The organism is Frondihabitans sucicola (genome assembly GCF_030296615.1).
Classification (GTDB): Bacteria; Actinomycetota; Actinomycetes; order Actinomycetales; family Microbacteriaceae; genus Frondihabitans; species Frondihabitans sucicola.
In genome coordinates this window covers 1,996,955-2,023,671 of sequence record NZ_AP027732.1, presented here as the reverse complement: position 1 = coordinate 2,023,671, position 26,717 = coordinate 1,996,955, and the positions used below count along the sequence as shown (strand labels likewise).

Below are 26,717 nucleotides of genomic sequence, written 5' to 3'. Positions count from 1 at the left end.
GTGGCGCGCCGCAGGGCTCGGCCAGCCCGTCGTGGTTGGCTGTGCCCATGTCAGACGACCACGAACATCCCTGGCTCGCGAGCTACGCGGACGACGTCCCCGCCGAGATCGAACCCGTCACCGGCACTCTGGTCGACCTCATCGACGAGGCCGCCCAGCAGTATCGCTCGCACACCGCGCTGGAGTTCTTCGGGCGCGGAACCAGCTACGACGTCCTGCACGATCGCATCGAGCGCGTCGCCGAGGGCCTGCGCCGGCTCGGCGTCGGGCACGGCGACCGCGTGGCGCTCCTCCTGCCCAACTGCCCGCAGCACGTGATCGCGTTCTACGCGATCCTCCGCCTGGGAGCGGTCGTCGTCGAACACAACCCGCTGTACACCGATCGAGAGCTGCGCCACCTGTTCGAGGACCACGGCGCCACCGTCGCCATCGCCTGGGACAAGCTCGTCGATCGCCTCGCCGAGATGCCCAAAGACATCCGCTTCACCTCCATCGTCAGCGTCGACATCACCCGGGAGATGCCCGCGAGCAAGAGGTTCGCCCTGCGGCTGCCGCTGAAGCGAGCGCAGGATGCCAGGTCCGCCCTGACCACGAAGGTCACCAGGCACCGCGGCCTCCACGTCGTCGCGTGGCGCGACGTCGTCCGCTCACGGCTCCTCCTCGCCGACCACGAGCGCCCGTCCCTCGACGACACGGCGCTGCTGCAGTACACCAGCGGCACGACCGGCGCGCCGAAGGGCGCGATCCTGAGCCACCGGAACCTGCGGAGCAACGTCGAGCAGGGGCGCGCCTGGGTTCCCGGCCTCGCGGACGGGAGCGAGACGATCTACGGCGTGCTGCCGTTCTTCCACGCGTACGGACTCACCCTCTGCCTCACGTTCGCCATGCGGATCGGCGCGCGACTGGTGCTGTTCCCGAAGTTCGACGTCGATCTCGTGCTCGCCGCCGCGAAGAAGCATCCGCCGACCTTCCTCCCGGCCGTGCCGCCGATCTACCAGCGCCTCGCCGAGGCCGCCACGAAGCGGAAGGTCGACCTGTCGGCCGTTCGCTTCGCGATCTCGGGTGCCATGAATCTCCCCGCGTCGGTCGTCCACGCCTGGGAAGAGGTGTCCGGCGGGCTCCTCGTCGAAGGGTTCGGGCTCACGGAGACGTCGCCGGTGGCGCTGGGCAACCCGGTGGGCCCGTCGCGTCGACCCGGCACCGTGGGTGTGCCGTTCCCGTCGACCGAGGCCAGGGTGGTGGACCGCGAGCACCCCGAGAACGAGGTCGCCCCGGGCGAGCCGGGCGAGTTGCTGCTCCGCGGCCCGCAGATCTTCCAGGGGTACTGGCGCCGGCCGGACGAGACGGCGCTCGTCTTCCTCGAGGGCGGCTGGTTCCGCACGGGCGACATCGTGGCCATGAGCGCCGACGGCTTCGTCACGATCGTCGACCGCATCAAGGAACTCATCGTGACCGGCGGGTTCAACGTGGCGCCGTCGGAGGTGGAGGAGGCCGTCCTCGGCATCGCCGGAGTCGCCGAGGTGGCCGTCGTCGGCATCCCGCGCGAGGCCGGCGGAGAAGACGTCGCCGCGGCCGTGGTGCTGAAAGCCGGCGCCCGTTTCGACGAGGCGGCGGCCCGGGCTCACTGCAAGGAGCACCTGGCCGCCTACAAGGTGCCCAAGCGCTTCGTCGTGGTCGACGAGCTGCCGAAGAACCTCATCGGAAAGACGCTGAGGAGAAAGGTGCGGGAGTCGCTCATCGCCGCATCGTGACCTCGCGAAGAGCGCCGCAGCATCGGAAACCGGGGTCGTTAACCTTGGCGTGGAACACTGGGGAATCCGATTTACGCAGTCCTAGGAAGGGCCCCGACCCATGGCAAGCCAGAAGAAGCTCGAGACGACCGCGAAGAAGGCTCTGAAGAAGGCCAAGGAAGCCGTCGCCGAGGCGCAGGAGAAGGCCGAGAAAGCCAGCAAGAAGAGCCGTTCGAAGGCGGCAGACCTGCGCACCGATCTGAAGAAGACCACGGCGAAGGCCAAGCTCGAGAAGGCTCAGCTGGCCGACGCCAAGCAGGCCATCGAGAAGAAGACCGCCGCCGCGAAGAAGTCGGCGGCGAAGAAGGTCGCCGCGACCGAGAAGCTGGCGAAGGTTCCTTCCGCGCCGGTCGCGCCCGCCGGGAACTCCGCCCTCCCGCTGCCACACGCCGTGACCGTCGACGTCCCGACGAAGCGCGGCACGGCGAAGTCGGCCGACCTGTCGTCGCTCACGATGATCCAGCTGCGCTCCCTCGCCCGCGAGAAGAAGATCGTCGGCTACTCACGCCTGTCGAAGGCCACCCTCGTGGAGAAGCTGCAGCAGGCCTGAGCAGGGTCAGCCGCGACCGACGAACGGCATCGCCGTCGGCATGACCGTCAGGCTCGGCACGTTCGTGCCGGCGGGCAGGCTCGCCATGTACAGGACCGCGCGGCCCGTGTCTGCGACGTCCATCGTGGGTTCGGGCCGCACCGTGCCGTCCGCCTGCTGTGCGCCGTTCGCCGCGCCACCGCCCATGCTCGTCGCCGCGTTGCCGATGTCGAGCTGACCGCAGGCGATGCCGAAGGGCCGGCCGTCGAGCTGGATCTGCTTCGTCAGGCCCGAGACCGCGTGCTTGGCGACGGTGTAGGGCGCCGAGAGAGGCCTGGGCGAGTACGCCGAGATCGAGCCGTTGTTGATGATCCTGCCGCCCTGGGGATCCTGCGCCCTCATCACTCGGAAGGCTTCGCGGGCGCACAGGAACGACCCGGTCACGGTGACGGCCATGACCTGGTTCCAGGTGTCGAGGGAGATGGAGTCGAGGTCGGTCGGAGGCGCCCCGACTCCGGCGTTGTTGAAAAGCAGGTCGAGCCGCCCGTGCCGATCGACGGTCGTGTCGAACAGGTCGCGGACGTCGTCCTCGACCGAGACGTCCGCCCGGATCGCGTCGACCTTCCCGTCGAACTCGAACGCCTCGGCCACGACAGCGTCGAGCGCGTCCTGTCGACGCCCGGCGACGACGACCGTCCACCCGGCGCCGGCCAACGCCAGTGCGGCCGACCGGCCGATGCCGCTGCCGCCGCCCGTCACCACGGCCACGCCCGTCTGTGCTGTCATCGCGAATCCTCCGGGTCGACGATACCGAGGCGCGCGCGCCGGGCGCGAGCGGCTTTCGCCGCAGCGGGCTCGGCTCCGAGCAGAGCGCCGATCCCGGCGAGCATGACGGCCGTCGCCGGGCGCGTCGGGAGCGGCACCGGGCCGACGTGCGGCGATCGCAGGCCGAGGAGCTCGCGGTGCCGGGGCGTCAGAGTGCCGACGGCGCCGTCGAAGAGCACCGGGTAGCCGGCTCTCAGCACCGGGAAGAGCGGCGGCCGCTTGAGGAACCGCACGACCTCCTCCGTGCGAGCGGACCGCTCGAGCACACCGTCCACGTCGAAGGCGTCGAGGTGGGCGCGCATCTCGTTGTAGGAGCGCGGGGGATCCTGCACCCCCATCAGCTCGCCGGCAACGGCCCACTCGCGCACGTAGGCGTCCGCCCCGCCGGGAATCGGTGTTCCCCAGGCGAGAGCCGTCGCGAGGAACGAGTCGGCGAAGGCCAGGTGCACCCACGAGAGCAGGTCGGCGTCGTTGGCCGCGTAGTCGTGCGTGACCCCGTGCTGATCCTGGTAGCTGCCGGTCACCTTCTCGTGCAGACGCAGCACCCAGTTCGAGGCCTGGGTCGCTGCCTCGCGGCTGCCGTACGAGACGGTGAAGATCCAGCGGATGGTTCCGGCGAGACGACCGAGGGGTCCTCGCGGTAGCGCGAGTGATCGTGGACTCCGGCGAGGGCACCGGGGTGCAGGGCCTGGACCAGGAGCGCGCGCACGCCCGCCGGGATCGTCGACATGCCGCCGTGCACGGCCCAGACGGCCGAGCCCGGCCCGAAGAAGCCGGGGTCCTCGCCCGTGGCCAGGTCGCTGACCCAGGCGGGAGTACCGGTGCGCTGCCCGTTGAAGGTGAACTGCAGACGGGACCGGATCGGCTCGGTGATCCCGGAGAGAAAAGCAGTGGCTGGCATCCACCCAGTGAATGCCAGCCACCTGGGAACGGGGCCCTACTCCCCCTGCGCCTCCAGCGAGACGGGCTGCCACTCGTTCCAGGTCGCGAGCCGCGACTCGTAGTCTTTCGTAGCGGTCGCCAGAGGCGTCTCCCCGAAGAAGATGCGCAGCGGCGGGTTCTCGGAGTCCACGATCCTGAGGATCGGGCCGCGAGTCGCTTCCGGTGTGCCGCGCTTGGCACCCGACTGCTGCTTCTGTCGCGCTTCGCGCAGGGGTGCGTACGCGTCGAGCTCGTCGCTGTGTTTGGCCGACGGGCCGGCCCAGTCGGTCGAGAATCCGCCCGGCTCGATGGTCGTGACCTTGATGCCGAAACCGGCCACCTCCTGCGAGAGCGACTGGCCGAGGGCTTCGAGGGCCCACTTCGACATGTGGTACGCGCCGATTCCGGGGAACGCGGTGATCCCGCCGATGCTCGAGACGTTGATGACGTGACCGGAGCCCTGCTCGCGCAAGAACGGCAGCGCCGCCTGCGTGATCCAGAGCGCCCCGAAGAGATTCGTCTCGAGCTGGGCGCGGACGTCCTGCTCGCTGAGCTCCTCGATGGTGCCGAAGTGGCCGTAGCCGGCGTTGTTGATGACGACGTCGAGGCGACCGAACTTCTCGTGCGCCGCCTTCACCGCGGCGAAGTCGGCGTCACGATCGTCGACGTCGAGCTGCAGTGGAAGGAACGTGTCGCGGTACTTCTCGGTGAGGTCGTCGAGCGTCTCGGGCTTGCGAGCCGTCGCCGCGACGCTGTCGCCGCGCTCGAGGGCGGCTTCCGTCCACTCGCGGCCGAAGCCTTTCGATGCTCCTGTGATGAACCAGACCTTGCTCAAAATGTGTGTCCTTTCGACGGATGATCCGTGGTCAGTCAACTCCCGGGAGGCCCGGCACCTTCCAGGACTTCCCCGGGGAATCTCCTAGAGTGGTGGGGTGACCATCGACAGCGCTCGTCCCTGGCTTGATTCCTACGCCCCCGGCATCCCGCACGACATCGAACCAGCCAAGGGGTCACTCATCGACCTCGTTCGTGTGACGGCCGAGAAGTACCCGAAGGCGACCGCCCTCGAGTACTTCGGTGCCGAGACCACCTACGAGAGCATGGTGGAACAGATCCAGCGGGCCGCCGAAGGCCTCCGCGAGCTCGGGGTGAAGAAAGGCGACACGGTCGCGCTGATCCTGCCGAACTGCCCGCAGCACGTCGTGGCGTTCTACGCGATCCTGCGCCTCGGTGCGATCGTCGTCGAGCACAACCCGCTCTACACGCCGCGCGAGCTGCGCCACCAGTTCGAAGACCACGGCGCCCGGTTCGCCATCGCCTGGGACAAAGTGGTGAAGACCATCCAGGCCTTCCCGGCCGACGTGCCGATCGACGGCATCGTCTCGATCGACGTGACGAGGGCCATGCCGTTGATGACGCGCATCCAGCTGCGGCTCCCGGTCAAGCGGGCTCGCGAGTCGCGCGAGCGCCTGACGACGACCGTCTCGGGGACGACCCCGTGGGAGAAGATCGCAGGATCGCCGCGCATCGATCCGAAGCACCCCCGCCCCGAGACCGAAGACCTGGCGTTGATCCAGTACACGTCCGGCACCACCGGCAGTCCCAAGGGTGCCATGCTCACCCACGGCAACCTGCTCTCGAACGCCGCGCAGTGCCAGGCCTGGATCCCGCAGATCAAGGAGGGCTCCAGCGTCGTCTACGCGATCCTGCCGATGTTCCACGCCTACGGGCTGACCCTCTGCCTCACCTTCGCCATGCGGATGGGCGCGCGCCTGGTGTTGTTCCCGGCGTTCGAGCCGTCGCTCGTCCTGGCCGCGATGAAGAAGCACCCGCCGACCTTCCTTCCCGCGGTGCCGCCCATCTACCAGCGCCTCCAGCGCGCCGCCGACGATGCCGGGGTCTCCTCAAAGGCATCGACATCGCCATCTCGGGGGCGATGCCGCTCTCGGCGGCGGTCGTCGACCCGTGGGAGGAGCGCTCGGGCGGCTGGCTGATCGAGGGCTACGGGCTCAGTGAGACGTCGCCCGTGCTGATGGCGAACCCGGTCTCGAACGGTCGGCGCGCCGGCACCGTCGGCATGCCGTTCCCATCGACCGAGGCACGCGCCGTCGACCCTGACAACCCGACCGTCGAAGTCGCTCCGGGCGAGCGCGGCGAACTCGTCGTCAAGGGGCCGCAGGTCTTCCAGGGGTACTACGGTCGCCCCGACGACACCGCCGAAGCGTTCGCCGACGGCTGGTACCGCACCGGCGACATCGTCACGATCTCCGAAGACGGCTACTTCTCGATCGTCGACCGCATCAAAGACCTCATCATCACGGGAGGCTTCAACGTCTCGCCCTCCGAGGTCGAAGACACCCTCCGCCGGTTCGAGGGCGTCGCCGACGTGGCCGTCGTCGGGCTGGGCTCGTCGTCGAACGAGCAGGTCACGGCCGCGGTGGTCGTCGACAAGGGCGTCACCCTCGACGAGGCCGGTCTGCGGGAGTACGCCCGAGAGAACCTCGCCGCCTACAAGGTGCCGCGCCGCATCGTCATCGTGAACGACCTCCCGAAGAGCCTCATCGGAAAGGTCATCCGCCGCCAGGTGAAAGAGCAGTTGCTGGCGAAGAAGTAGCGGCGGGCCGCGCGGGCCCGGTCGCGTCACGCGAGAGGGCCGAAATGCACACTCCGGTCACGGAAGGGGGCATTTCGGCCCTCTCGTCTCGCCCGGCTGGCGACGACGTCAGGCGCCAGGGGCTGCGGCCCCGCCCTCCGCGAGCCAGGCCAAGCGCTGCAGGGCCTCCCGGTTGCGGATGTTCAGCACCGGCTCCATGAGCAGCGGCGGCACGAGCGTGCCCGGCCCGGAGACCGCGAACTCGGTCATCGTCACGAAGCAGCCTCCGGAGCGATCCTGGACGTCGACGGTCACGTCGGCCTCGCCCAGCGGCCAACCCCGGGCGATGAACTCCGCCCGGAAGGGCCGGTTCCACTCGGTGATCGAGGTCGTGTCGTCGATCACGATCGGCCAGACGCCGAAGGAGTGGTGGATCTTGGAGTCGATCGCCGGCCACGCGTCGTCGACGTCGCGGATCCGCGACGCGCCGACGACCCAGCTCGGAAACAGCCACCCGTCGGCGAGAACGTCGAACACGCGGTCGGGCGTGGCCTCGATGAAGCGGTGCGTCGTGGACATCAGGTTCTTTCTTCGTGCGGTCGGGAGGGTGAGAGGTCGGGCAGGGTGTCGATGCCGAATTCGTGACGCAGGGCGCTGCGGGCCGCGTACGCCCCGCCGAGTCCGTGCACACTCGGCCCGGGCGGGGCCGACGACGAGCCGAGGTAGACCCCGGGAGCCGGCGTGCGCCACGGTTCGACGTCGACGACCGGTCGCGCGATGAGCTGGGCCACGCTGGGAGCCCCGCTGGCGATGTCTCCGCCGATGTAGTTCGGGTCGTAGTTCTCCAGATCTCTCGCCGTCCGCGAGGACGACGCCAGGATCGTGTCGCGGAAGCCGGGCGCATACTTCTCGATCTCGGTGGTGATGACCTCGGTCTGATCGATGTCGGAGTCGCGCGGCACGTGGGTGTAGGCCCACAGCGTCGCTTTGCCCTCGGGAGCCCTGGAGGGATCGATGACGCTCTGCTGGACGGCCAGCACGAACGGGTTCGTCGCGTGACGACCCCGGGCGACGTCGCGCTCGGCGGCCGCGACCTGTCGGCGGCTGCCGCCGAGGTGCACCGTCGGCGACGCCGAGACGTCGGCGTTCAGCCACGGCACCGGCTCGGACAGGGCGAAGTCGACCTTCGATGCGGCGTTGCCGTATCGGAAGCGTCGCAGCGCCCGCGAGTACCACGCCGGGAAGCGGTCGCCGCCGATGTCGGCCATCGACCGGGCGCTGACATCGAACACCGCCGCGCGAGCACCGCGGACCTCGTCGAGCGAAGTCACCTCGACGCCCGTCTCGATGACGCCGCCGTGCGCCCGGATGTCGTCGGCCATCGCATCGACGATGCTCTGGCTGCCGCCCTGCGGCACGGGCCAGCCGCGCGCGTGCGCGTGAACCGCGAGGGCCAGGCCCGCCGCCGCGGCCGACAGGCTCGGCATCGGCCGGATCGCGTGCGCCATCACCCCGGCGAGCATCGCCGGAGCCTCCTCGCCGCGCCAGCGCTCGTTCCACCAGGGCATCCCCTGGTCGATCATGGCCAGCCCGAAGAGGGCCGTCGTCGCGGGGAACCGCGGAACCTGCAGGATCGACGACAGCGTGAACTGGGCCACTTCATCGTCGCGGGCCACCAGGTCGCGCAGCAGGGAGTCGTACGCGGCACCGTCTCTGCCGAGCCGCGCCACCGTGCGGTCGAGATCGCGAAACGCGATGCCCGCGCGCCCTCCGGGAAGCGGATGCGCGTAGGAGATCTCCGGCGTCAGCATCGTGATCCTGCTCTCCAGGCCGAAACGCCGGAAGAAGCCGGAGACCGCGCCCATGGGGTGGACTGCCGAGCAGACGTCGTGACGGAAGCCCGGGAGGGTCAGCTCGGCGGTCCGTGCGCCGCCGCCGATGGTGCCGCTGCGCTCGAGGACGCGCACCGACAGGCCCGCGCGAGCGAACACGACCGCTGCGGCGAGCCCGTTGGGCCCGGCGCCGACGACGATCGCGTCGTCGCTCACCGCTTGGCCTTCAGCCCCGCGGCGAGAGCCGCGATCCCGCCGACGAGCGCTCCGGCAGCAGCTGCGTAGCTGACTCCGCGATGCTGCGTGTACCAGATCTGCGGGCTCGTCTCCTTGGCCTGATCGCTGAAGATGCCGCGGGAGCCCTGGTCGCCGGCGACCGGCTCGTAGAGGTTCGTCGGCAGCATCGGCTCGGTCTTGTCGGGAGCCTGCTGCCCGGAGTAACCGGTCTTGGCGAGGTAGACGTCGAGGAAGGGGGCGACGAAGCGGTTGCCGAGCACGGTCATGACCGTCGGCTCGCCGATCCAGCTCCGGCGGCGCGGGTGATCGGCGACGTCGGCGACCGCGCGGGCGCACGTCTCGGGTTGGAAGATGGTCGGCACGGGCTGCGGGTGATGCGGCAGCTGCGACTTCACCCAGTTGAACTGGATCGTGTTCATCGCGGGCATGTCCACCTGCGAGACCCGCACCTTGCTCTTGTTGTGGATCAGCTCGGTCGTGACCGACTCGGTGAAACCCGTGATGGCGTGCTTGGAGGCGCAGTACGCGGCCTGAAGCGGGATGCCGCGGTGCGCGAGCGCCGAACCGATCTGGATGATGTGGCCGCTGTCGCGAGGCACCATGCGCTTGAGCGCCGCGCGCGTGCCGTTCACGAAGCCGAAGTAGTTGACCTGGGTCGCTCGCTCGAAGTCACCGGGGTCGGTGGTCAGGAACTCGCCGAAGACGCCGACCATGGCGTCGTTGACCCAGAGGTCGATCGGACCCAGCTCGCTCTCGACCCGCGCCGCGGCCGCCTCGACCTGATCGTTGTCCGCGACGTCGGTCGGGATCCCGAGTGCGAGCCCCCGGCGTCGGCGACGTCCCGCACTGCGCCGGCCAGGCCGTCCTCGCCCCGGGCGAGGATCGCGACGTCCCACCCGCGGGCGGCGAGCTCTCGGACGATGGCGCGCCCCAGACCGGCGGTTCCGCCCGTCACGACGGCAATTCTCTGAGACATGGGGCTCCTCGGGATCATCCTGCCTGGATGCAGCGGGCAGGATCACCCACGGTAGTCGCGGCCTGCTGTGCGCGTCCGTGCCCTCGTCGCCCGGCGGGGCGCGGCGCAGGGTAATCTCAACTGGCCCGCCCGATTCCGAAGACCCGAATCGAGCGACGGACACCCGAGGAGTGAAATGGGATCCCTGATCTACGGCTCGAACGCCATCGAGATCGAATTCGAAGACCGCACGCTGGAGCACCTCCAGATCGTCATCGCGACGAAGCTCCGCCGACGCGAGTCGTTCTTCTTCTCGTGGCGGGATCCGCAGAAGGTCGGTGACGGCCGCTCGAGCCTCTGGATGGACGCCAGCATCCCGCTCTACTTCAAGTACAGCGGCGGCCGGGTCCCCTCGATCAGCCGCAGCTGGCTCGCCGAACTCACGACCAGTGCCAACAGCTCATCGGGCCTGGTGCTCTCCGACGAACCCGCCCTCGACAACAGCGCGAAGCCATAGCGCCTGTCTCTCACACGACCCGCGGTGAATCGAGAGGCACACCTTAGGCCCGACGCGCCACCCGACGCTTCGCGAGCAAGATCGCGAGCGCCCGCCAGCCGACGAGGAACACCCCGAGCACGACGGTCGCGACGATCACGAAGCTGACGGCCACCCCCTGCCCGCTGCCGTGACGCAGCAGCATCCCGAGGAACACTGTCGCCACCAGGATCACGGCGCCCGAGGGCAGGGTGACGAACGGCCAGCGAACGCCGATGAGGCTGAGCCAGCCGATCACGAGCCCCGACACGAACGGCCAGGCCGTGGTCAGGATGCCGGTCAGCGCGTCGGACTCGTCGTGACTGCGACGACCGATCAGCACGAACGCGAGCACCAGCACCAGGTCGAAGAGGAACGCCCACCACGGGGTCTTCGAGAAGAGGGACCTGGGGATCATCAGCGCGACCTCGGATTCTCGAGGGCCTGCGAGAGCTCGGCCAGGAGCTCGTCGATCTGAGGTTCGACCAGACGGTCGATGGCGTCGGCGATGCGACGCCTGTGCTCTACCAGGGCGAGACACACGGCCGTGCCGACCTGCCTCGCGTGATCGTCGGCCAGTTCGAGTTCGGTGCGCAATGCTGCCTTCGCTTCGTCGGAATAGGAGGAGGGGGTGCAGGGTCGCTGATGACCTCGGGCGCCTGCGCCTGAGCCCGGTCCGCCTCGGCCAGCTCGGCGAGAGTGAAGAGGAACGGTTGCCCGGGCTCGGGCTCAGGATCGGTCTCGAGGCCCTGGAACTCGAGGGCGAGCCCTTCGTCGGGCCGGTAGCCGACGTGATCGTGCGTCGTCGTCTTGGACAGCTCTCGGCTGACCAGAGGGAGGTTTCGCGCGGTGTACTCGTCGACGGCTTCGTCGACGATCACCCGCATGCGACTGAGGAGGGCGTGTTGGACGGCGTGCGGCACATCGTGGTCGAAGCCGGCCGCGGTCGCGACGGGTGACCCGAGGCACAGCCTGCAGACGCGGGTTCGCGCCTTCGAGGTGCCGATCCGCCAGCGGGGCAACCAGCGCAGGAACGCGTCGACCGACCCGCGCACGCGCCCCTCGATCGAATCGGCCATGCCTCATTTTAGGCCGGGAACTCGCCGGATTCCTGGGCCCCGCGCCGCCCGGGCGGCGTAGCTTGCAGGTCGAAGGCGTCACCGACGCCCGCGGGAAGAAGGTTCACGATGAGCGACCACGAGAACGACGTCGAGGGTGTCGAGTCCCACCCGGACCCGGCGGCCGAGCACGGCGACTCCCCCGACGAGGTCGAGGAGACCGATCACGACCTGACCGATCCCTCCAACGACTTAGCCGAGACCGAGGTGAACGACCTCCTGGGCGGCAACTTCCCGCTCCGTTGAAGCTCGCGGGGCGACGAGGGCGGCTCGATCGCCGGCGTCCGAGGTCAGGCGGCCACGCGATCCTGGTCGATCGCGGCCTTCTCCATCAGGCGCCAGCGGCCACCGGATAGCGGCGCCAGACACACGCCCACATAGATGACCGCGATGACGCCGAAGGTCGTGGTGACGCCGATGGCGGACGCGCCCAAGCCCCCGAGAAGACCGCCGATCGGCACGCCTGCCCAGGCCGCGGCGGTGATCAGGCCGAAGACACGAGCCCGGAGGTGCGACGGGATCCGCTCGAACTCGACGGCGCCGAGGATCGGGTTGAGGATCCCGCGGCCAGCCCCGAGACGATCGAGCCGGCCACCAGCCACGGGACGGAGAGCCCGAGCGCGAACACCACCAGCGACGGCCCGCCGGCGAGGACGAAGCAGACGGAGAACGTCACGCGCCTCGGAACTCGATGCGCCACGAATCCGAACAGCACCGAGCCGATCAGGGCGCTCCCGCCGAACGACGCCACGATCCAACCCAGCGCGCCCGCACCGCCGAGACGCTGGTCGGCGTAGAGCGGCAGGAGCGTGTTGCTCCGAGCCGCGTCCAGCAGGTTCGTGATCAGGATCATCCCGATCAGGAGGCGAAGCAGCGGGTCGCGGACGACGGCGCGGAACCCCGTCCGCAGATCGCCCCAGTACCCCTCCTGCGGCTCGTCTTCACCGGTGACCGGACCGGGTGGCACGGCGACGAACAACACGGTCACGACGGCCGAGAACGCGAAGCCCGCCGCCGTGGCGTACAGCGCCTGGAAGGGGCCGAACGCGGCGACGAGGAGGCCTGCCAGCGGCGCCCCGATGAGACCCGACAGGCGAGTCGCTGCATCGACGAAGCCCACCGAGCGTTCGAGCCGGACCCCGGCGAGCGCCGAGATGTCGGGCACCATCACGCGCCGCGATGTCTGGCCCGGCGTGTCGAGCAGACCACCGACGAACACGAGCCCCAGGAGACCCCAGAAGGGCAGCCCGACCGTGAGAGCGAGTACGGGGATCGCCAGGACTGCCACGCCGTTGACGACGTCGGCCAGGATGCTGGAGCGCTTGTACCCGATCCGCCCGACCAGGACCCCGCCGAGCGGGCCGCCGAGGACGACGGGGACGGTCGCGACGAAGGAAGCGACACCGACCTGGACCGCTCCGCCGCCCGTCGCGAGAACCGCGAACGGCACGGCGAAGAGCGTGACGACGTTGCCGGTCTGCGACAGAGTATGGGCCGTCAGCAGCGCGACGAGGGAGCCGAGGGCACGTCGACGCATCACGGGCGCCGATACGTGGTCGTGGTGAGCATGACGCGCTCGGCGGAGGGATCGCCGTCGTTCGCGTCGGTGACCTCCTGCCAGCGGTCGCCCAGTTCGAGGAGCTCGTCGCGAAGCGCGGCCGCCTGCGAGACGGTCAGGCGCAGCGTCCGGTCGGTGGCGAGTGCCGCGGCGGCCCACTCGGGCGGCTGCTGCGGCAGCGAGTCGATGAATCGGTCGTACGAGAGGGCCCAGGCCTGCGAGAACGCTCTCTCGAGGGCGACCGCCGAGGCGAACTTCTCAGGATCGCCGACGAGTTTCGCAGGATCGACGCTGGTCGACTCGTGCGCGGCGCGCCACCAGCGCTCGCGGCCGTCGCTGCCCTGATCCTGAGCCTCTTCGATGAGCCCGGCCCCGGCGAGCTTGCCGAGGTGATAGCTGACCGTGCCGGGTGCCTCGTCGACCACGTCGCCGAGGAGTGCCGCCGTCTGCGGACCGCGTTCGCGCAGCAGCCCGAGGAGCTCGAGGCGAGTGGGGTGCGCGAGCACGCGCATGCGTGCAGCGTCGTCGAGGCGGACCGTGGTGCGTTTGCGGGCTGGCATGCCACCACGCTAACTCCACAAGAGTCATTGCGCAATATGTCTTGCGCAAGAGTCCTTGTGCACTCGTCAGGAGCCGGCCTGGCAGGCAGCAGGTCGAGGCGCTACGCCGCCGGCGCGATCGAGTTGATCATCCAGTCGACGCCGAAGCGGTCCTTGAACATTCCGAAGCGGTCACCCCACGGCGCCACGTCGAACGGCATGGTGACGGTTCCGCCCTCGGTGAGCCCCTCCCAGTACGTCGTCAGCTCCGCCTCGTCGTCGCCGGAGAGCGAGACGGAGACGCTGTCGCCGACGGTCAGCGACATGGCCGACGGCGCGTCCGCGCACATCAGCGTGAGGCCGATCGGCGTGATGAGCTGACCGTGCATGATGGACGACTCCTCACCGGGGAACTGCTCCCCCATGCCACCCTCGGCGAAGGTGGTGAGCGTGGGTTCGCCGCCGAGAACGGAGGCGTAGAACTCCAGCGCCTCGCGAGCTCGGCCGCGGAAATTCAGGTACGGGTTGAGTGTGATCGACATGCGAGCCTCCTTGATCGACATCCGTGCGCCCAGTGTGGCGCGCGGGCGAGGCAGCCACAAGGCTCCCCGTACGATTGAGGGATGCCAAGAACACCGCGGGAGGAATCCTGCTGATCCTGCGCGCCCTCGCCCTTCTGGCCGCCGGCGCCGCTGCACTGGGGGCTCGCTTCCCGCTGCGGCCGCGGCGACGTCCACCCCGACCACCTCCGCCGCGGCCACGTCCATCGCGGCACCGACGGAGGGCCTCGCCTACGTGGCGCTCGGCGACTCCTACGCTGCCGGATTCGGCCTGCCCGACCCGACCGGCGAACCCGTCGCGGCATGTTCGCAGTCGTCCGACGACTATCCGCACCGCGTCGCCGAGCGCCTGGGCCTCGATCTGACCGACGTCAGCTGTTCCGGCGCGACGACGGCGAACGTGGTCGACACCGAGCAGCTCGGGGCAGCCCCGCAAGTCGATGCCCTCGGAAGCCGCACCAGGGTCGTGACGATCTCGATCGGAGGCAACGACGCCGATCTGTTCAGCACGGCGTCATCGTGCATCGCGCTCGGCGCGGACGGCCCCGTGTTCGACGCGAAGGCGACGACCCGCACGTGCAAGCAGACCCTCGACGCGAACGGGCACGACACCCTCGGCGACGCCATCGACACAACGGTCGCGAAGGGGCTCAGGAAGGCCTTCGCCGACGTCGCAGCGAAGGCACCGAATGCGAGAGTGTTCGTCGTGGGGTATCCGGCGATCTTCCCGGATGCCGCACACGCCACCGGCGGGGTGCTTCCGCCCCGTGATCGACTCCAAGAGCATCACGGAGGGATTCCCCCGCGACGGCTTCCCGTTCACCGACACCGATGTGACCTACCTGGCCGGGGTCCAGGCGCGCCTCGACCGGGTCATGCGAGAGGCCAGCGCCCGGGCCGGGTTCGACTACGTCGAGACGCTCGGCGCGTCGAGAGCGCACTCGGCGTGCGCCACCCGTGGGTCGTACATCGACGGCGTCACCCTCTCGGCGTCGGACGGTTTCCGGAAGATCTCCTCGAAGCCGGCGCCCTGCACCCCAACGAGCGCGGCGCCGAGTTCCTCGCCGACCGCACCGCCTCCGCCATCAGCTCGTCGTTCGCGGCGACCTCGAAGCCGACGTCGCAGGCGGCCTCGAGCGGCTTCTCGATCGACCTGATCTGGCTCGTGCTGGCCGGCGTGGTCGCAGCGCTCGTCGTGATCCTCCTCGTGGCCCGTCGAGGCCTCCGTCGACGACGCGAACCCTAGCGACGAGGAAGCGGGCCCCGCATCGGTGCCGTCGGCCCGCAGAACGCACAACACCGTGCTCCGCTGGCCCGCCTACGCGGGAGTCGTCACGAAGTCGATCAGCTCTTCGACCCGCCCGAGGAACGAGGGCTCGAGGTCGGCGAAGGTCCGTACCCGGCCCAGGATGCGCTGCCAGGCACGAGCGATATCGGCCTGCTCGTCGTGCGGCCACCCCAGGGCCTCGCAGATTCCGTGCTTCCACTCGATCGAGCGCGGGACGGTCGGCCACTCGGTCAACCCCAGCCGGGCGGGTTTCACCGACTGCCAGACGTCGACGTACGGATGACCGACCACGAGCACGTTCTCACCGAGCGGTGACGAGGCGATGGCGTCGGCGATCCGACTCTCTTTCGACCCCTTCACCAGGTGGTCGACGAGGACGCCGACCTTCCGCGACGGGCCCGGCTTGAATTCCTTCAGCACGTCGGCCAGGTTGTCGACGCCCTCGAGGTACTCGACGGCCACTCCCTCGACGCGCAGATCGTGGCCCCAGACCTTCTCGACGAGTTCGGCGTCGTGCCGGCCCTCGACGAAGATACGGCTCGGGAGGGCGGTGCGGGCTCGGGCGTCGGTGACCGCGAACGAGCCGGAGGCCGAACGCAGCCGCCCCGTCGGAGCCGCCCGCGGCACCTGGAGTCGCACGGGCTCGCCGTCGATGGCGAACGACGACGTCAGAGGGAAAGCCCGGACGCGGTCCTTCCAATCGACGAGCTCGATCGTCTGGGCCTCCACCCGCACGATGGCACCCGTGAAGCCCGACACCGTCTCTTCGACGACCAGCTCGCGCACGGCGTCGACGAGGCGGAGCGGAGGCTTCTGACCCGCCTTCTTCCAGTCGCCGGCGAGGACGTCGCGGCTGTAGCGATCGTCAGCGCCCGGCACTGCCGGCCACCTTTCTCGGGGCCGGCCGCGGCGGTGGCCGGAAGCCGTCGGCGAAGACCCAGACGGCGAAGACGAGGAGGATCACGATGAAGAGCAGCGACACGACCACGGGCAGCCACGGGACCTCGAGGGAACCGTTCTTCTGCGACACGACGGCCACCACCACCTCGACGGCGATGAACCAATAGGTGAAGCCGATCGCCCGCGACAGATAGGTCGCGTAGCGGTGCCGCATCTCGCTGCCGTGCCCGGCGGCCTTCCAGTAGACGGCATGCGGCACGAGGACGTGTCGGAGCGGCATCACGGTGAGGAAGAGCCCCGCGATCACCCAGACCCCGAACACGACCAGCCCGATGATGATGACGCCGACCTCGAAGTCGCTGCGGGACGCCGCAAGCCCTCGCTTGCCGGCGGCGGCCCAGATCACGACGGTGTGGACCGGAAGGGTCTTCGACGCGACGAGGGTCGCCACGGCGAGGGCGGCCATGCCGATCAGGAGCGGACGCAGGGGCGAGAGCCACCACGCGACCCCTCGCGTCGATTGGGCGTTCACGGTGCCGGAACCCAGATCAGGCCTGCGCTCGCTCGAGGACCAGCTCGCGCACTCGAGCCGCGTCGGCCTGACCCTTCATGGCCTTCATGACGGCGCCGATGACCGCACCGGCGGCCTGGACCTTGCCGTCGCGGATCTTCTCGAGGACGTCGGGTTGCTGGGCGAGGGCCTCGTCGATGGCCGCGATGAGCGCACCGTCGTCGGAGACCACCTTCAGGCCGCGCTTCTCGACGACCTCGGCGGGCGTTCCCTCGTCGGCGATGACCCCCTCGAGGACCTGACGCGCAAGCCGGTCCGTCAGCTCTCCGGAGTCGATCAGCGCGATGAGCTCGGCGACCTGACCGGGAGTGACGAGCGACGAGGCGTCGACGTCGGCAACGTTGGCGAGGCGCGCGATCTCGCCGGTCCACCACTTGCGAGCGGCCTGCGGCGTCGATCCGGCCTTCACGGTCTCGACGATCTCGCCGAGGAGACCCGCGTTCTTGACGTCCTGGAACTCGAGGTCGGTGAAGCCCCACTCGCCCTTGAGACGGCGACGCATGACGGCCGGCGACTCGGGCAGAGCGGCCCGGAGCTCGTCGATCAGCTCGAGCGACGGCTGGACGGGCAACAGGTCGGGCTCGGGGAAGTAGCGGTAGTCGTCGGCGTCGCTCTTCGGACGCCCGGCCGACGTGCGGCCGGTGTCTTCGTGCCAGTGCCGCGTCTCCTGAGTGATCGTTCCCCCTTGGCGAGGATCGCCGCCTGCCGCTGGATCTCGTAGCGGATGGCCCGCTCGACCGCGCGGAAGGAGTTGACGTTCTTCGTCTCGGTGCGGGTGCCGAGTTTCTCCTGGCCGCGGGGGCGCAGGGAGATGTTGGCGTCGCAGCGGAGGTTGCCGCGCTCCATCCGCGCCTCGCTGATGCCGAGGCCGCGCACGATGTCGCGGATCGTCTCGACGTAGGCGGCTCCGAGCTCGGGCGCCAGCGCTTCGGCGCCGATGATCGGGTGGGTCACGATCTCGACCAGGGGAACACCGGCACGGTTGTAATCGACCAGGGAGTACTCAGCGCCCTGGATGCGGCCGGTCGAGCCTCCGACGTGCGTGAGTTTTCCGGCGTCTTCCTCCATGTGCGCGCGTTCGACGGGCACGGTGAACGTGTCGCCGTTCGGCAGTTCGACCTCGACGCTGCCTTCGAAGGCGATCGGCTCGTCGGACTGGCTGATCTGGTAGTTCTTCGCCAGGTCGGGGTAGAAGTAGTTCTTGCGCGCGAAACGCGACGACGGAGCGATGGAGCAGCCGAGGGCGAGCCCCAGGCTGATCGCGTACTTCACGGCCTGCCCGTTGACGACGGGGAGCGACCCCGGCAGACCGAGGTCGACGGGCGTGATGTTCGTGTTGGGCTCGCCCCGAACTCGTTCGGGGCGTCGGAGAACATCTTGGTCTTGGTCGACAGCTCGACGTGGACCTCGAAGCCGACGACGGGCTCGAACAGCTCGAGCGCCTTGTCGTAGTCCATCAGTTCTGGGCGGGCGGCCATCAGACGACTCCCTCGGTTGCGGCGGACTGTTCGGAGACGCTGAGACTCGGCGCCCGCGAGATGAGCGTGTGACCCCAGCCCTGTTCGAAGAGCTGCTCGAGCGCGGCGCCGTAGGTGTAGAGGCGCTCGTCTGCCCGGGCCGGAGCCATCAGCTGGATGCCGGTCGGGAGACCGTCCTCCTCGGCCAGTCCCATCGGGATCGAGATGCCGGGGATACCGGCGAGGTTCGCCGGAATGGTGGTCAGATCGTTGAGGTACATGGCCAACGGGTCGTCGATCTTCTCGCCGATCGGGAACGCCGTGGTAGGCGCCGACGGTGAGATGAGAACGTCGACCTCGTCGAACAAGCGGGCGAAGTCGCGCTGCACCAGGGTGCGGACCTTCTGCGCGCTGCCGTAGTAGGCGTCGTAGTAGCCGGCGCTCAGCGCGTAGGTGCCGAGGATGATCCGGCGCTTGACCTCGGGGCCGAAGCCCTGCTCGCGAGTGGCCGCCATGACCTGCTCGACCGTGCCGCCCCCTCGGGGTTGACCCGCAGCCCGAAGCGCACGGAGTCGAACTTCGCGAGGTTGGACGAGGCTTCGGCGGGCAGGATCAGGTAATAGGCGCTGATCGCGTACTCGAAGCTCGGAGCGGAGACCTCGACGATCTCGGCACCGGCACCGGTCAGCAGGGCGACAGCCTCGGAGAATCGCTGCTTGACGCCCGACTGGAAGCCGTCGCCGTTCAGCTCTTTGACGATGCCGACCTTGACACCGTGCAGCGACCCGGGAGCGAGGCCTCGGCGCGCGGCGTCGGCGAAGGACGGCCACTCATCGGCCAGAGAGGTGGAGTCGCGCTTGTCGTGGCCCTTGATGACGTCGTGCAGCAGGCCGGCGTCGAGCACGGTGCGGCTGACCGGGCCGACCTGGTCGAGGCTGGAGGCAAGGGCGATGGCACCGTAGCGGCTGACGGAGCCGTAGGTCGGCTTGACCCCGACCGTGCCGGTGACGGCACCGGGCTGGCGGATCGACCCACCGGTGTCGCTGCCGAGGGCGAGCGGCGCCTCGAAGGCCGCGACGGCCGCAGCGGAGCCTCCGCCGGACCCGCCGGGGATGCGGTCGAGGTTCCAGGGGTTGTGAGTCGGGCCGAAGGCGGAGAACTCGGTCGAGGAGCCCATCGCGAACTCGTCCATGTTGGTCTTGCCCAGGGGGACGAGCCCGGCCGCGCGAAGCTTCGCGACGACGGTGGCGTCGTAGGGCGGCACCCAGCCCTCGAGGATCTTGGACCCCGACGTCGACGGCATGTCGATCGTGCAGAGGACGTCTTTGATGGCGATGGGGACGCCGGCGAGCGGGCCCAGCTCGTCGCCCGCGGCTCGCCTCGCGTCGATCGACGCGGCGGTCTCGAGGGCCGCGGCGTTGACGTGCAGGAACGCGTGCACGTCGCCGTCGACGCCGGCGATCCGGTCGAGGTGGCCCTTCGTCGCCTCGACGGCGGAGACCTCGCCCGAGGCGAGCTTCGCCGACAAGTCGGCTGCGGACAGGTGGATCAGATCGTCGCTCACTGCTCTTCTCCCAGGATCGCGCTCACCTTGAAGCGGGTTCCGTCGTGCTCGGGGGCGCCCCTCAGGGCCTGCTCCTGGGTCAGCGTCTCGCCGACGACGTCGTCGCGGAACACGTTCGCCAGCGGGATCGGGTGACTCGTCGCAGGGACGTCGGCCGAGACGGCCTCGGTGACCTTCGCGATGCTGTCGACGATGTGGCCCAGCTCACCGGTGAGCTTGTCGATCTCGTCGGGGGTGAGAGCGATGCGGGCGAGACCGGCGAGGTGCTCCACCTGCTCGCGCGTGATTTCAGACATGCTGCTCCGTCACGTGTTCTGTCGGGGGTACCCCGAGAGTCTATTCGGGTGCTGCCTGTGCTCGGGCCGGGCGCTCCCAGACCTGGGGAGAACCCGGGCAGGATCGCGCCGGTTCGACAGCCGATCCTGCGGCACCCGCTCAGGCGCTCAGCGACTCGCGGTAGACGTCCTGAGGCCGTACGAAGGCCAGGCTCGGTTGGTTCGCCAGCTGGGGCGTGTCCGGCTGGGGAACCCGTCCGCCCGCGAGCGACGCGCGTCCGATCCCGATCAGCGCGAGGTTGCGCATCGACCGACTGCCGGGCGTGAAGTACCGGTTGTGCGTGAGAACGGCGGAGAGGTGCTGTTCGGTGTAGGGATCGGTGCCGCCGCCGACGTTGAGCAGCGTCGCGCCGAAGAGCGTCGAGCCGGGATCGGCCCCGAAGACCCCGCTGCCCGCGACCGGGTCGAGCGCGGCCGCCGCGGCGAAGACGTTGCCACGCGTGACGGCGAGTTTGTTCGCCTTGGAGACGACGCTGCCCGGCGAGCCGAGCACGACGAACGAGTCGACGTGGATCTTTCCGGAGGTCAGCGCGATCGTCGCGGTCGTGGAGCCGTACGAGTGGGCGATGAGCGTGACGTGCGGCTCGGTGCCGATGCGTGCCGCCGCCAGCCCCTGGACGGCGTCCTCGAGGTGAACGGCGCCGACCTTCGCCAGCGAGAGCCCGAGGACGTTGGTGAGGTCGGGAGTGCGGTAGCCCATCCAGGCGATCGTGGCGTTGGACGCCGATCGGGTCGTGGCGTCGGTGGCGAGGGTGTTCGACCAGAAGTCCTGTTCCGAGTGAAGATCGGCCGCCCGGTCGGTCCACCAGGTGATCTGGTTCGAGACCGTGTAGAGCATCCCGGGAACCATCATCGTCACGTTGTCGGCGGTGTCGACGTCGCCGACGGAGACCGCGGCCTTGCCCGGGAACACGGTGTCGAGCGACAGGAGACTGCGGCGCGCGTCGTCTCCTCTCGCCCGCGGTCGAGGGCGATCTCGACCTGCTGGAGCATGGTGAGCCGCCGAGCGTCGACATCGACCCCGACGATCCCGGAACCGTGCTCGTCGGCCTGCTTCTCGAGAGCTGCGATCGTCGTCGCGAGGGTGATCCGGTTGGCGATGTCGCGATCCTGGTACGGGACCCCCTCGAGGTTACCGACCACCGACGGCATCAGCCTGGTCAACGCCGTCCGCCGCTCCTCGGAGAGGCTTGTCCACCAGGCGCGGGTCTCCGCTGCGGAGCCCCGCTCCCCCAGCGAGGTCGCGAAGGTCACGGCGGAGGCGTCGTCGGTGTCGAACGAATCGGCGAAACGCGCGAGAGGGCCGGTGCCGACGTCGGCGAGCTCGGCGAGGCAGTCGGCGGCGCGGACGCGCCCCGTCCCGGTGAGAGCCGTGGCCCTGCCGCGCGAGGCGCCGCACGCCGTCAGCGCGGGAGACGAGCCGGGGTCGCCCTCGACAGGGGCGGACAGGGACGGGATGGCGACCGGTTGCGAGATCGCCGAAGGAGCCGAGGACGTCGTCACTTCGGAGGCCACGTGCGCGGGCACGGCGGGCGTCCCGGCCACGCCAAGCACGTGAACCGAGGAATACAGGATGGCTGCGGCAATTAACAGCACGTCGGGGTTCCCCTACTAGCGCACCCGTATCCCGTACCCCTACAGACGAGATCGATGCGCTAGCACACAGTTTAGGGAAGCGTTTGTCCTGTTGACCAGCCTGAGGCCGATTTCTTGCGGGAGTGTCCCCCTAATTGGGGTCAGCCGCTGCCCCCTCACTGGGGGTGTCACCCGTGGCTTCCAGGGCCGAAGGGCCCTCTGTGAGGAGCAGGGCGAACTCGGCCGCGTCGATGATTCGTACCCCGAGGGTTTCGGCTTTGGTGAGCTTCGATCCGGCCCCCGGACCGGCGGCGACGAAATCGGTCTTCTTGCTGACGCTGTTGCCCGCCTTTCCGCCGGCGGCCAGGATCGCCTCCTGCGCGCCTTCTCGACTGAATCCCTCCAGGGATCCGGTGGCGACGACGGTGAGCCCGGCCAGGACACCGCCCGCCGCCACGGCCGCCCCCGGCCCGGGGTGACCGGGCGTGGTGAACTGCACACCCGCGGATGTCCAGCGATCGATGATGTCTCGGTGCCAGTCGACGTCGAACCAGGCGATCAGAGCGTCGGCGATGATGCCCCCCACGCCGTCGACGGCGGCGAGCTCGTCGCGGCTCGCGGCACGGATCGCGTCGAGGGAACCGAAGTAGTCGGCCAGGGCGCGCGCCGCCACGGGACCGACGTGCCGGATGCTGAGGCCGACCAGGATGCGCCACAGGGGGCTCGTCTTCGCCTTCTCGAGGTTCGCCAGCATCTCGAGTGCCGTCTTGGACGGCACGGACGTCTCGTCGCCGGCGAACTCGGTCGAGTCGGGATCGAACGGACCGTCGGTGGCCACCTTGCGCAGTCTCTTGAACGGCGAGACGAGCTTGGGGCGGTCGTCCGCCTCGAGCTTCACCATCCCCGTCTCGGAGTCGCGCACGAAGACGCGCACGGGGAAGATGTCGCGCATCGTGAGGTCGAACAGGCCCGCCTCGGTGTCGAGCGGCGGCCGTTTCGGCTCTTCGGGCTGCGTCAGGGCGGCTGCGGCCACCTCACCCAGGCCCTCGACGTCGAGCGAGCCGCGCGAGGCGATGTGCTCGACGCGCCCGCGGACCTGCGCCGGACAGCTTCGTGAATTCGGGCAGCGGAGGTCGATGTCGCCCTCCTTCGCCGGCGCCAGCCTCGTGCCGCACTCCGGGCAGTTCTCGGGCATGACGAACTCGCGCTCGGTCCCGTCGCGGAGTTCGACCACCGGGCCGAGCACTTCGGGGATCACGTCGCCCGCCTTACGGAGCACGACCGTGTCGCCGATCAGCACGCCCTTGGCCTTGACAACCTGCTGGTTGTGGAGCGTGGCCTGTCGCACCTCGGAACCGGCGACCTCGACCTTCTCCATCACGGCGAACGGCGTGGCACGGCCCGTGCGGCCGACGCTGACCACGATGTCGAGGAGCTTGGTGTTGACCTCTTCCGGCGGGTACTTGAAGGCCGTCGCCCAGCGCGGAGCGCGGCTGGTGGACCCGAGTTCTTCGTGGAGGCCGAGGTCGTCGACCTTGATGACGATGCCGTCGATCTGGTGCTCGACCGAGGCGCGCTGCTCGCCGTACTTCGCGATGAAGGCGTCGACCTCTTCGACGGTGTCGAACACCCGGAAGTGCGTCGAGATGGGCAGACCCCACTTCTCGAGCAGCCCGTACACCTCGGACTGGCTGGTGACCCCGGTGTCGGCCTCGAGCGCTCTGACCGGCCAGGCGCCGATGCCATGCACGAGCATGCGGAGCCCCCGCAGCCGCTTCTTCATGAGGACGAGCTTGTCGGGGCTCTTGCCTTCTTCTTTCTGACGGAGCGACCCGGCGGCGGCGTTGCGCGGGTTGGCGAAGAGCCGCTCGCCCGCCTCGGCCTGGGCGGCATTGAGGGCGTCGAACTCGGCCACGGGGAAGAAGATCTCGCCGCGCACCTCCACGAGAGGCGGGTGGCCGTCGCCCTTCAGCCTCGACGGGATGGTGCCCATGGTGAGCACGTTGCCCGTGACGTCTTCGCCGACGACGCCGTCGCCGCGTGTTGCCGCTGTGACGAGGACGCCGTTCTCGTAGCGGAGATTGATCGCCAACCCGTCGATCTTCAACTCGGTCAGGAACCGAACGCGCTCGGCCCCCGCGTCTCGCTCGACCTTGCCCGCCCACTCGGCGAGCTCGTCGAAGCTGAAGACGTTGTCGAGACTGAGCATGCGCTCGGCGTGCTCCACCGGAGCGAACTGCGTCGTCTCGGCACGACCGCCCACCGTCTGGGTCGGGCTGTCGGGTTTCTGCAGCTCGGGGTGTTCGTGCTCGAGCGCCTCGAGACGCCGGATCATCGCATCGTATTCGGAGTCGGCGACGGTCGAGCCGTTGCCCTCGTAGTACTGGTCTCGAAGCTCCAGGATGCGGGAGGTCAGCGTCTGAGCCTCGTCGCGGGCCTCCTCCAGGGTCGTCGACGTCGTCTCGCCGGAGGTGGTCATGGGGGCTCCTAGGGGACGGGAACGGGAACGGCTGAAATCGTCTTGTCGATCGTGCACTGCCCCAGCACGCGCGTGCCGACGTAGACCACGGCGGTCTGCCCGGGTGCGACGCCGTTCAGCGGCTCGTGCGGAGTGATGACTAGTTCAGTTGTACCGTCTACCACCGTCACTCGCGCGATGGCGTCGACCGGGTCGGCGTGCGCCCGGATCTGCACCTGGCACTCGAACGCCTCGGTCGGATCGAGAGGGGCGAGACCGGCCCAGGAGAATTTCGATCCTGCGATCTCTGCGATGTCGAGAGCCTCTTTCGGGCCGACGACGACGGCGTTGTCCTTGGGACGAACCTCGAGAACGAAGCGCGGCTTGCCGTCGTCGGACGGGAAGCCGATGTTGAGACCCTTGCGCTGGCCGACGGTGAACGCGTGCGCACCTTCGTGCTGACCGATCACCGCACCCGTTCGATCGAGGATCTCGCCCTGCTCGGCGCCGACACGATCCGCGAGCCAACCGCGGGTGTCGCCGTCGGGGATGAAGCAGATGTCGTGGCTGTCGGGCTTCTGCGCCACGGTGAAGCCGCGCGCGGCGGCCTCCGCCCGCACCTCCGCCTTGGACGGTGTCGCGCCGAGAGGGAACATCGAGTGGTCGATCTGCTCTTTGGTGAGCACGCCGAGCACGTACGACTGGTCTTTCGCCCAGGCCGCGGCGCGGTGGAGTTCTTTGTTGCCGTCGGCGTCGGTCACGATCGACGCGTAGTGACCGGTCGCCACGGCGTCGAAGCCGAGGGCCATCGCCTTCTCGAGCAGCGCCGCGAACTTGATCTTCTCGTTGCAGCGCATGCAGGGGTTCGGGGTGCGACCCGCCTGATACTCGGCGACGAAGTCGTCGACGACGTCGAGCTTGAACCGCTCCGAGAAATCCCAGACGTAGTAGGGGATGCCGATCATGTTGGCCGCCCGCTGGGCGTCCATGGAGTCTTCGATGGTGCAGCAGCCGCGGCTGCCGGTGCGGAGTGTGCCGGGCATCCTGCTCAGCGCGAGATGCACCCCGACGACGTCGTGACCGGCGTCGACGGCGCGCGCGGCCGCCACGGCGGAGTCGACGCCGCCGCTCATCGCTGCCAGAACCTTCATGTCCACCAGTGTAAGCGCCGAGGTTTAGGCTCGAACTGATGAGCTCCCCCGCCGCCTCCTTCTCGATGCGGTCCGTCGCACTCTCCGCGTTCCTGCCCGCCGCTCTCTTCGCGATCGGCGAGGGCGCGATCATTCCGATCATCCCGGTCGCCAGCGACAACCTGGGTGCCTCTCTCGCGATCTCCGCGTTCGTCGCCTCGTTGATCCTCGTCGGCGAGCTGTTCGGCGACATCCCGAGCGGCTGGCTGGTCTCCCGCGTCGGCGAGCGCCCGGCCATGATCGGGGCGGCGCTCGTCAGCGTCGTCGGCCTCCTGGTGAGCGTCGCGGCACCCAACGTATGGATCCTGGCACTCGGCGTGTTCCTCATCGGACTCTCGACGGCGGTCTTCGCTCTCGCCAGGCACGCGTACATGACCTCGTTCGTCCCGCCGGAGATCCGCGCCAGGGCCCTGTCGAGCCTCGGCGGCGTCTTCCGGTTCGGCTACTTCGTGGGTCCCTTCCTGTCCGCCGGCCTGATCCACCTGACGGGGTCCGTCCAGTCGGCCTTCTGGATCCACATCGCGGGCTGCCTCGCGGCGGCGGCCGTCCTCATCTTTCTGAAGGACCCCGGCGCCGGGCAGTCGCGATCGGTGACGCATCCGACGGCTCCCCGCTCCGCGGGAGAGTCGGAGGTGGCCGACGAGGCGCACGGCCTCTTCCCGACGCTCTGGAAGTACCGCGGCGTCCTGGTGAAGCTCGGCAGCGGGGCGGCCCTCATCGGCGCCATGCGAGCGGGCCGTCAGGTGATCCTGCCGCTCTGGGCCGTGTCGATCGGCGTCGGTTCGTCACAGACGGCTCTGATCATCGGAATCGCGGGCGCGATCGACTTCGGCCTCTTCTACACGAGCGGCCAGATCATGGATCGCTGGGGCCGGATGTGGAGCGCCATGCCCTGCATGGTGGGGCTCGGCATCTCGTACCTCGTCCTGTCGTTCACGCACGCGCTGCCACACAACGTCACCTGGTTCATCGGCGTCGCGATGTTCATGTCGGTCGCGAACGGGATCGGCTCGGGCATCCTGATGACCCTGGGCGCCGATCTCGCCGACAAGGCGAACCCGGCGCCGTTCCTCGGGGCCTGGCGCTTCACCGGCGACTTCGGCAGCGCCGCCGCGCCACTGCTCATCGCCGGCATCACCGCCGTCGTGTCGATCTCCCTCGCCTCGGGAGTCATGGGTGTCCTCGGTTTCGTCGGCGCCGGGATCCTGCTCAGGTACGTACCGCGCTACTCGCCCCACCAGCCGCACCTGAAGCGATAGAGCGCAGGATCACGGCTGGCTAAACTGTCCAGGCCGCGGGAGTGGTGAAATTGGCAGACACGCAGGATTTAGGTTCCTGTGCTTTCGAGCGTGAGGGTTCAAGTCCCTTCTCCCGCACCAGGGGGCCG

At 69.2% G+C, this 26,717-nt stretch carries 24 protein-coding genes, 1 tRNA gene and 5 pseudogenes; 8 read left to right on the top strand and 22 right to left on the bottom strand.

What is annotated here, in order from left to right; translation table 11 throughout:
• Positions 1-47 precede the first annotated feature (47 nt).
• The gene (locus tag QUE79_RS10435) at positions 48-1,751 is read left to right on the top strand and encodes a long-chain-fatty-acid--CoA ligase (protein ID WP_286346593.1); all 1,704 of its coding nucleotides are present in this window, start codon (positions 48-50) and stop codon (positions 1,749-1,751) included.
• Between the two features lie 100 nt (positions 1,752-1,851).
• Positions 1,852-2,340 carry a Rho termination factor N-terminal domain-containing protein gene (locus QUE79_RS10430; protein WP_286346592.1) on the top strand — a complete coding sequence of 163 codons (489 nt, stop codon included), beginning with the start codon at positions 1,852-1,854 and terminating at the stop codon, positions 2,338-2,340.
• Between the two features lie 6 nt (positions 2,341-2,346).
• Here QUE79_RS10430 and QUE79_RS10425 read toward each other — a convergent pair whose 3' ends face one another.
• The 3 genes and pseudogenes from QUE79_RS10425 to QUE79_RS10415 all read right to left on the bottom strand — a co-directional run bounded on the left by QUE79_RS10425 (position 2,347) and on the right by QUE79_RS10415 (position 4,900).
• Positions 2,347-3,105 carry an SDR family oxidoreductase gene (locus QUE79_RS10425; protein WP_286346591.1) on the bottom strand — a complete coding sequence of 253 codons (759 nt, stop codon included), beginning with the start codon at positions 3,103-3,105 and terminating at the stop codon, positions 2,347-2,349.
• Positions 3,102-3,874, bottom strand: a pseudogene (locus QUE79_RS10420) (oxygenase MpaB family protein). The gene QUE79_RS10425 and the pseudogene QUE79_RS10420 overlap by 4 nt, the downstream one beginning before the upstream one ends.
• A gap of 207 nt (positions 3,875-4,081) precedes the next feature.
• Positions 4,082-4,900, bottom strand: a complete 819-nt coding sequence (locus QUE79_RS10415; protein ID WP_286346590.1) for an SDR family oxidoreductase — start codon at positions 4,898-4,900, stop codon at positions 4,082-4,084.
• A gap of 97 nt (positions 4,901-4,997) precedes the next feature.
• On the opposite strand from QUE79_RS10415, the pseudogene QUE79_RS10410 reads away from it, so the two are divergent.
• Positions 4,998-6,679, top strand: a pseudogene (locus tag QUE79_RS10410) (long-chain-fatty-acid--CoA ligase).
• 108 nt (positions 6,680-6,787) lie between these two features.
• Here the strand turns inward: QUE79_RS10410 and QUE79_RS10405 are convergent.
• The 4 genes and pseudogenes from QUE79_RS10405 to QUE79_RS10390 all read right to left on the bottom strand — a co-directional run.
• Positions 6,788-7,237, bottom strand: a complete 450-nt coding sequence (locus tag QUE79_RS10405; protein ID WP_286346589.1) for an SRPBCC family protein — start codon at positions 7,235-7,237, stop codon at positions 6,788-6,790.
• A complete protein-coding gene (locus QUE79_RS10400) occupies positions 7,237-8,706 on the bottom strand; it encodes a phytoene desaturase family protein (protein WP_286346588.1) in 1,470 nt (489 codons plus the stop codon). The genes QUE79_RS10405 and QUE79_RS10400 overlap by 1 nt, the downstream gene beginning before the upstream one ends.
• Positions 8,703-9,623: an SDR family oxidoreductase gene (locus QUE79_RS10395; RefSeq protein WP_286346587.1), complete on the bottom strand. Its 921-nt coding sequence runs from the start codon at positions 9,621-9,623 to the stop codon at positions 8,703-8,705. The genes QUE79_RS10400 and QUE79_RS10395 overlap by 4 nt, the downstream gene beginning before the upstream one ends.
• Positions 9,614-9,703: pseudogene (locus QUE79_RS10390) on the bottom strand (oxidoreductase); the annotation flags it as partial. The gene QUE79_RS10395 and the pseudogene QUE79_RS10390, both read right to left, overlap by 10 nt.
• 175 nt (positions 9,704-9,878) lie before the next feature.
• Here QUE79_RS10390 and QUE79_RS10385 point away from each other — a divergent pair.
• Positions 9,879-10,199: a DUF7882 family protein gene (locus QUE79_RS10385; protein ID WP_286346586.1), complete on the top strand. Its 321-nt coding sequence runs from the start codon at positions 9,879-9,881 to the stop codon at positions 10,197-10,199.
• Positions 10,200-10,242: 43 nt separating this feature from the next.
• On the opposite strand, the gene QUE79_RS10380 is transcribed toward QUE79_RS10385, so the two are convergent.
• A complete protein-coding gene (locus QUE79_RS10380) occupies positions 10,243-10,635 on the bottom strand; it encodes a DUF3054 domain-containing protein (protein ID WP_286346585.1) in 393 nt (130 codons plus the stop codon).
• Positions 10,636-10,741: 106 nt separating this feature from the next.
• Positions 10,742-11,296 (bottom strand): spermidine/putrescine ABC transporter substrate-binding protein, encoded by a 555-nt coding sequence (locus QUE79_RS10375; RefSeq protein WP_350271682.1) that lies wholly within the window; start codon positions 11,294-11,296, stop codon positions 10,742-10,744.
• 108 nt (positions 11,297-11,404) lie between these two features.
• On the opposite strand from QUE79_RS10375, the gene QUE79_RS10370 reads away from it, so the two are divergent.
• Positions 11,405-11,581 carry a hypothetical protein gene (locus tag QUE79_RS10370; RefSeq protein WP_286346584.1) on the top strand — a complete coding sequence of 59 codons (177 nt, stop codon included), beginning with the start codon at positions 11,405-11,407 and terminating at the stop codon, positions 11,579-11,581.
• 44 nt (positions 11,582-11,625) lie between these two features.
• Here QUE79_RS10370 and QUE79_RS10365 read toward each other — a convergent pair whose 3' ends face one another.
• The 4 genes from QUE79_RS10365 to QUE79_RS10350 all read right to left on the bottom strand — a co-directional run bounded on the left by QUE79_RS10365 (position 11,626) and on the right by QUE79_RS10350 (position 13,974).
• Entirely contained in the window at positions 11,626-11,769 is a 144-nt protein-coding gene (locus QUE79_RS10365) for a hypothetical protein (RefSeq protein WP_286346583.1), read from the bottom strand.
• A gap of 50 nt (positions 11,770-11,819) precedes the next feature.
• Entirely contained in the window at positions 11,820-12,872 is a 1,053-nt protein-coding gene (locus QUE79_RS10360) for an MFS transporter (RefSeq protein WP_286346582.1), read from the bottom strand.
• Positions 12,872-13,453, bottom strand: coding sequence for a winged helix-turn-helix domain-containing protein (locus QUE79_RS10355; RefSeq protein WP_286346581.1), 582 nt, complete (start codon positions 13,451-13,453; stop codon positions 12,872-12,874). Before QUE79_RS10355 ends, QUE79_RS10360 begins: the two co-directional genes overlap by 1 nt.
• 101 nt (positions 13,454-13,554) lie before the next feature.
• Complete coding sequence (locus QUE79_RS10350; RefSeq protein ID WP_286346580.1) at positions 13,555-13,974, bottom strand: VOC family protein; 420 nt, start codon at positions 13,972-13,974, stop codon at positions 13,555-13,557.
• Between the two features lie 253 nt (positions 13,975-14,227).
• Between QUE79_RS10350 and QUE79_RS10345 the strand changes: the two genes are divergently transcribed.
• A complete protein-coding gene (locus tag QUE79_RS10345) occupies positions 14,228-15,238 on the top strand; it encodes an SGNH/GDSL hydrolase family protein (RefSeq protein WP_286346579.1) in 1,011 nt (336 codons plus the stop codon).
• 72 nt (positions 15,239-15,310) lie between these two features.
• Here the strand turns inward: QUE79_RS10345 and QUE79_RS10340 are convergent, their stop codons facing one another.
• The 9 genes and pseudogenes from QUE79_RS10340 to mnmA form a co-directional block, all read right to left on the bottom strand.
• On the bottom strand, positions 15,311-16,159 hold the full coding sequence (locus tag QUE79_RS10340) for a DUF3097 domain-containing protein (RefSeq protein WP_286346578.1): 849 nt from the start codon (positions 16,157-16,159) through the stop codon (positions 15,311-15,313).
• Entirely contained in the window at positions 16,146-16,712 is a 567-nt protein-coding gene (locus tag QUE79_RS10335) for a hypothetical protein (protein WP_286346577.1), read from the bottom strand. The genes QUE79_RS10340 and QUE79_RS10335 overlap by 14 nt, the downstream gene beginning before the upstream one ends.
• A 16-nt stretch (positions 16,713-16,728) precedes the next feature.
• A pseudogene (gene gatB / locus QUE79_RS10330) lies at positions 16,729-18,229 on the bottom strand (Asp-tRNA(Asn)/Glu-tRNA(Gln) amidotransferase subunit GatB).
• A pseudogene (gene gatA / locus QUE79_RS10325) lies at positions 18,229-19,772 on the bottom strand (Asp-tRNA(Asn)/Glu-tRNA(Gln) amidotransferase subunit GatA). The pseudogenes gatB and gatA overlap by 1 nt, the downstream one beginning before the upstream one ends.
• Complete coding sequence (gatC, locus tag QUE79_RS10320; protein WP_286346576.1) at positions 19,769-20,068, bottom strand: Asp-tRNA(Asn)/Glu-tRNA(Gln) amidotransferase subunit GatC; 300 nt, start codon at positions 20,066-20,068, stop codon at positions 19,769-19,771. Before gatC ends, gatA begins: the two are co-directional and overlap by 4 nt.
• A 139-nt stretch (positions 20,069-20,207) precedes the next feature.
• Positions 20,208-21,020 carry an alpha/beta hydrolase gene (locus QUE79_RS10315; protein ID WP_286346575.1) on the bottom strand — a complete coding sequence of 271 codons (813 nt, stop codon included), beginning with the start codon at positions 21,018-21,020 and terminating at the stop codon, positions 20,208-20,210.
• On the bottom strand, positions 20,963-21,652 hold the full coding sequence (locus QUE79_RS10310) for a hypothetical protein (RefSeq protein ID WP_286346574.1): 690 nt from the start codon (positions 21,650-21,652) through the stop codon (positions 20,963-20,965). Before QUE79_RS10310 ends, QUE79_RS10315 begins: the two co-directional genes overlap by 58 nt.
• Positions 21,653-21,833: 181 nt before the next feature.
• The gene (ligA, locus tag QUE79_RS10305; RefSeq protein WP_286346573.1) at positions 21,834-24,161 is read right to left on the bottom strand and encodes an NAD-dependent DNA ligase LigA; all 2,328 of its coding nucleotides are present in this window, start codon (positions 24,159-24,161) and stop codon (positions 21,834-21,836) included.
• An 8-nt stretch (positions 24,162-24,169) separates the two neighbouring features.
• Entirely contained in the window at positions 24,170-25,291 is a 1,122-nt protein-coding gene (gene mnmA / locus QUE79_RS10300; protein ID WP_286346572.1) for a tRNA 2-thiouridine(34) synthase MnmA, read from the bottom strand.
• 38 nt (positions 25,292-25,329) lie between these two features.
• Here mnmA and QUE79_RS10295 point away from each other — a divergent pair, with 38 nt between their 5' ends.
• Together QUE79_RS10295 and QUE79_RS10290 are read left to right on the top strand one after the other, a co-directional pair.
• A complete protein-coding gene (locus tag QUE79_RS10295) occupies positions 25,330-26,589 on the top strand; it encodes an MFS transporter (RefSeq protein WP_286346571.1) in 1,260 nt (419 codons plus the stop codon).
• Between the two features lie 35 nt (positions 26,590-26,624).
• Positions 26,625-26,709 (top strand) — tRNA-Leu (locus QUE79_RS10290).
• The last annotated feature ends 8 nt before the right edge of the window (positions 26,710-26,717 follow it).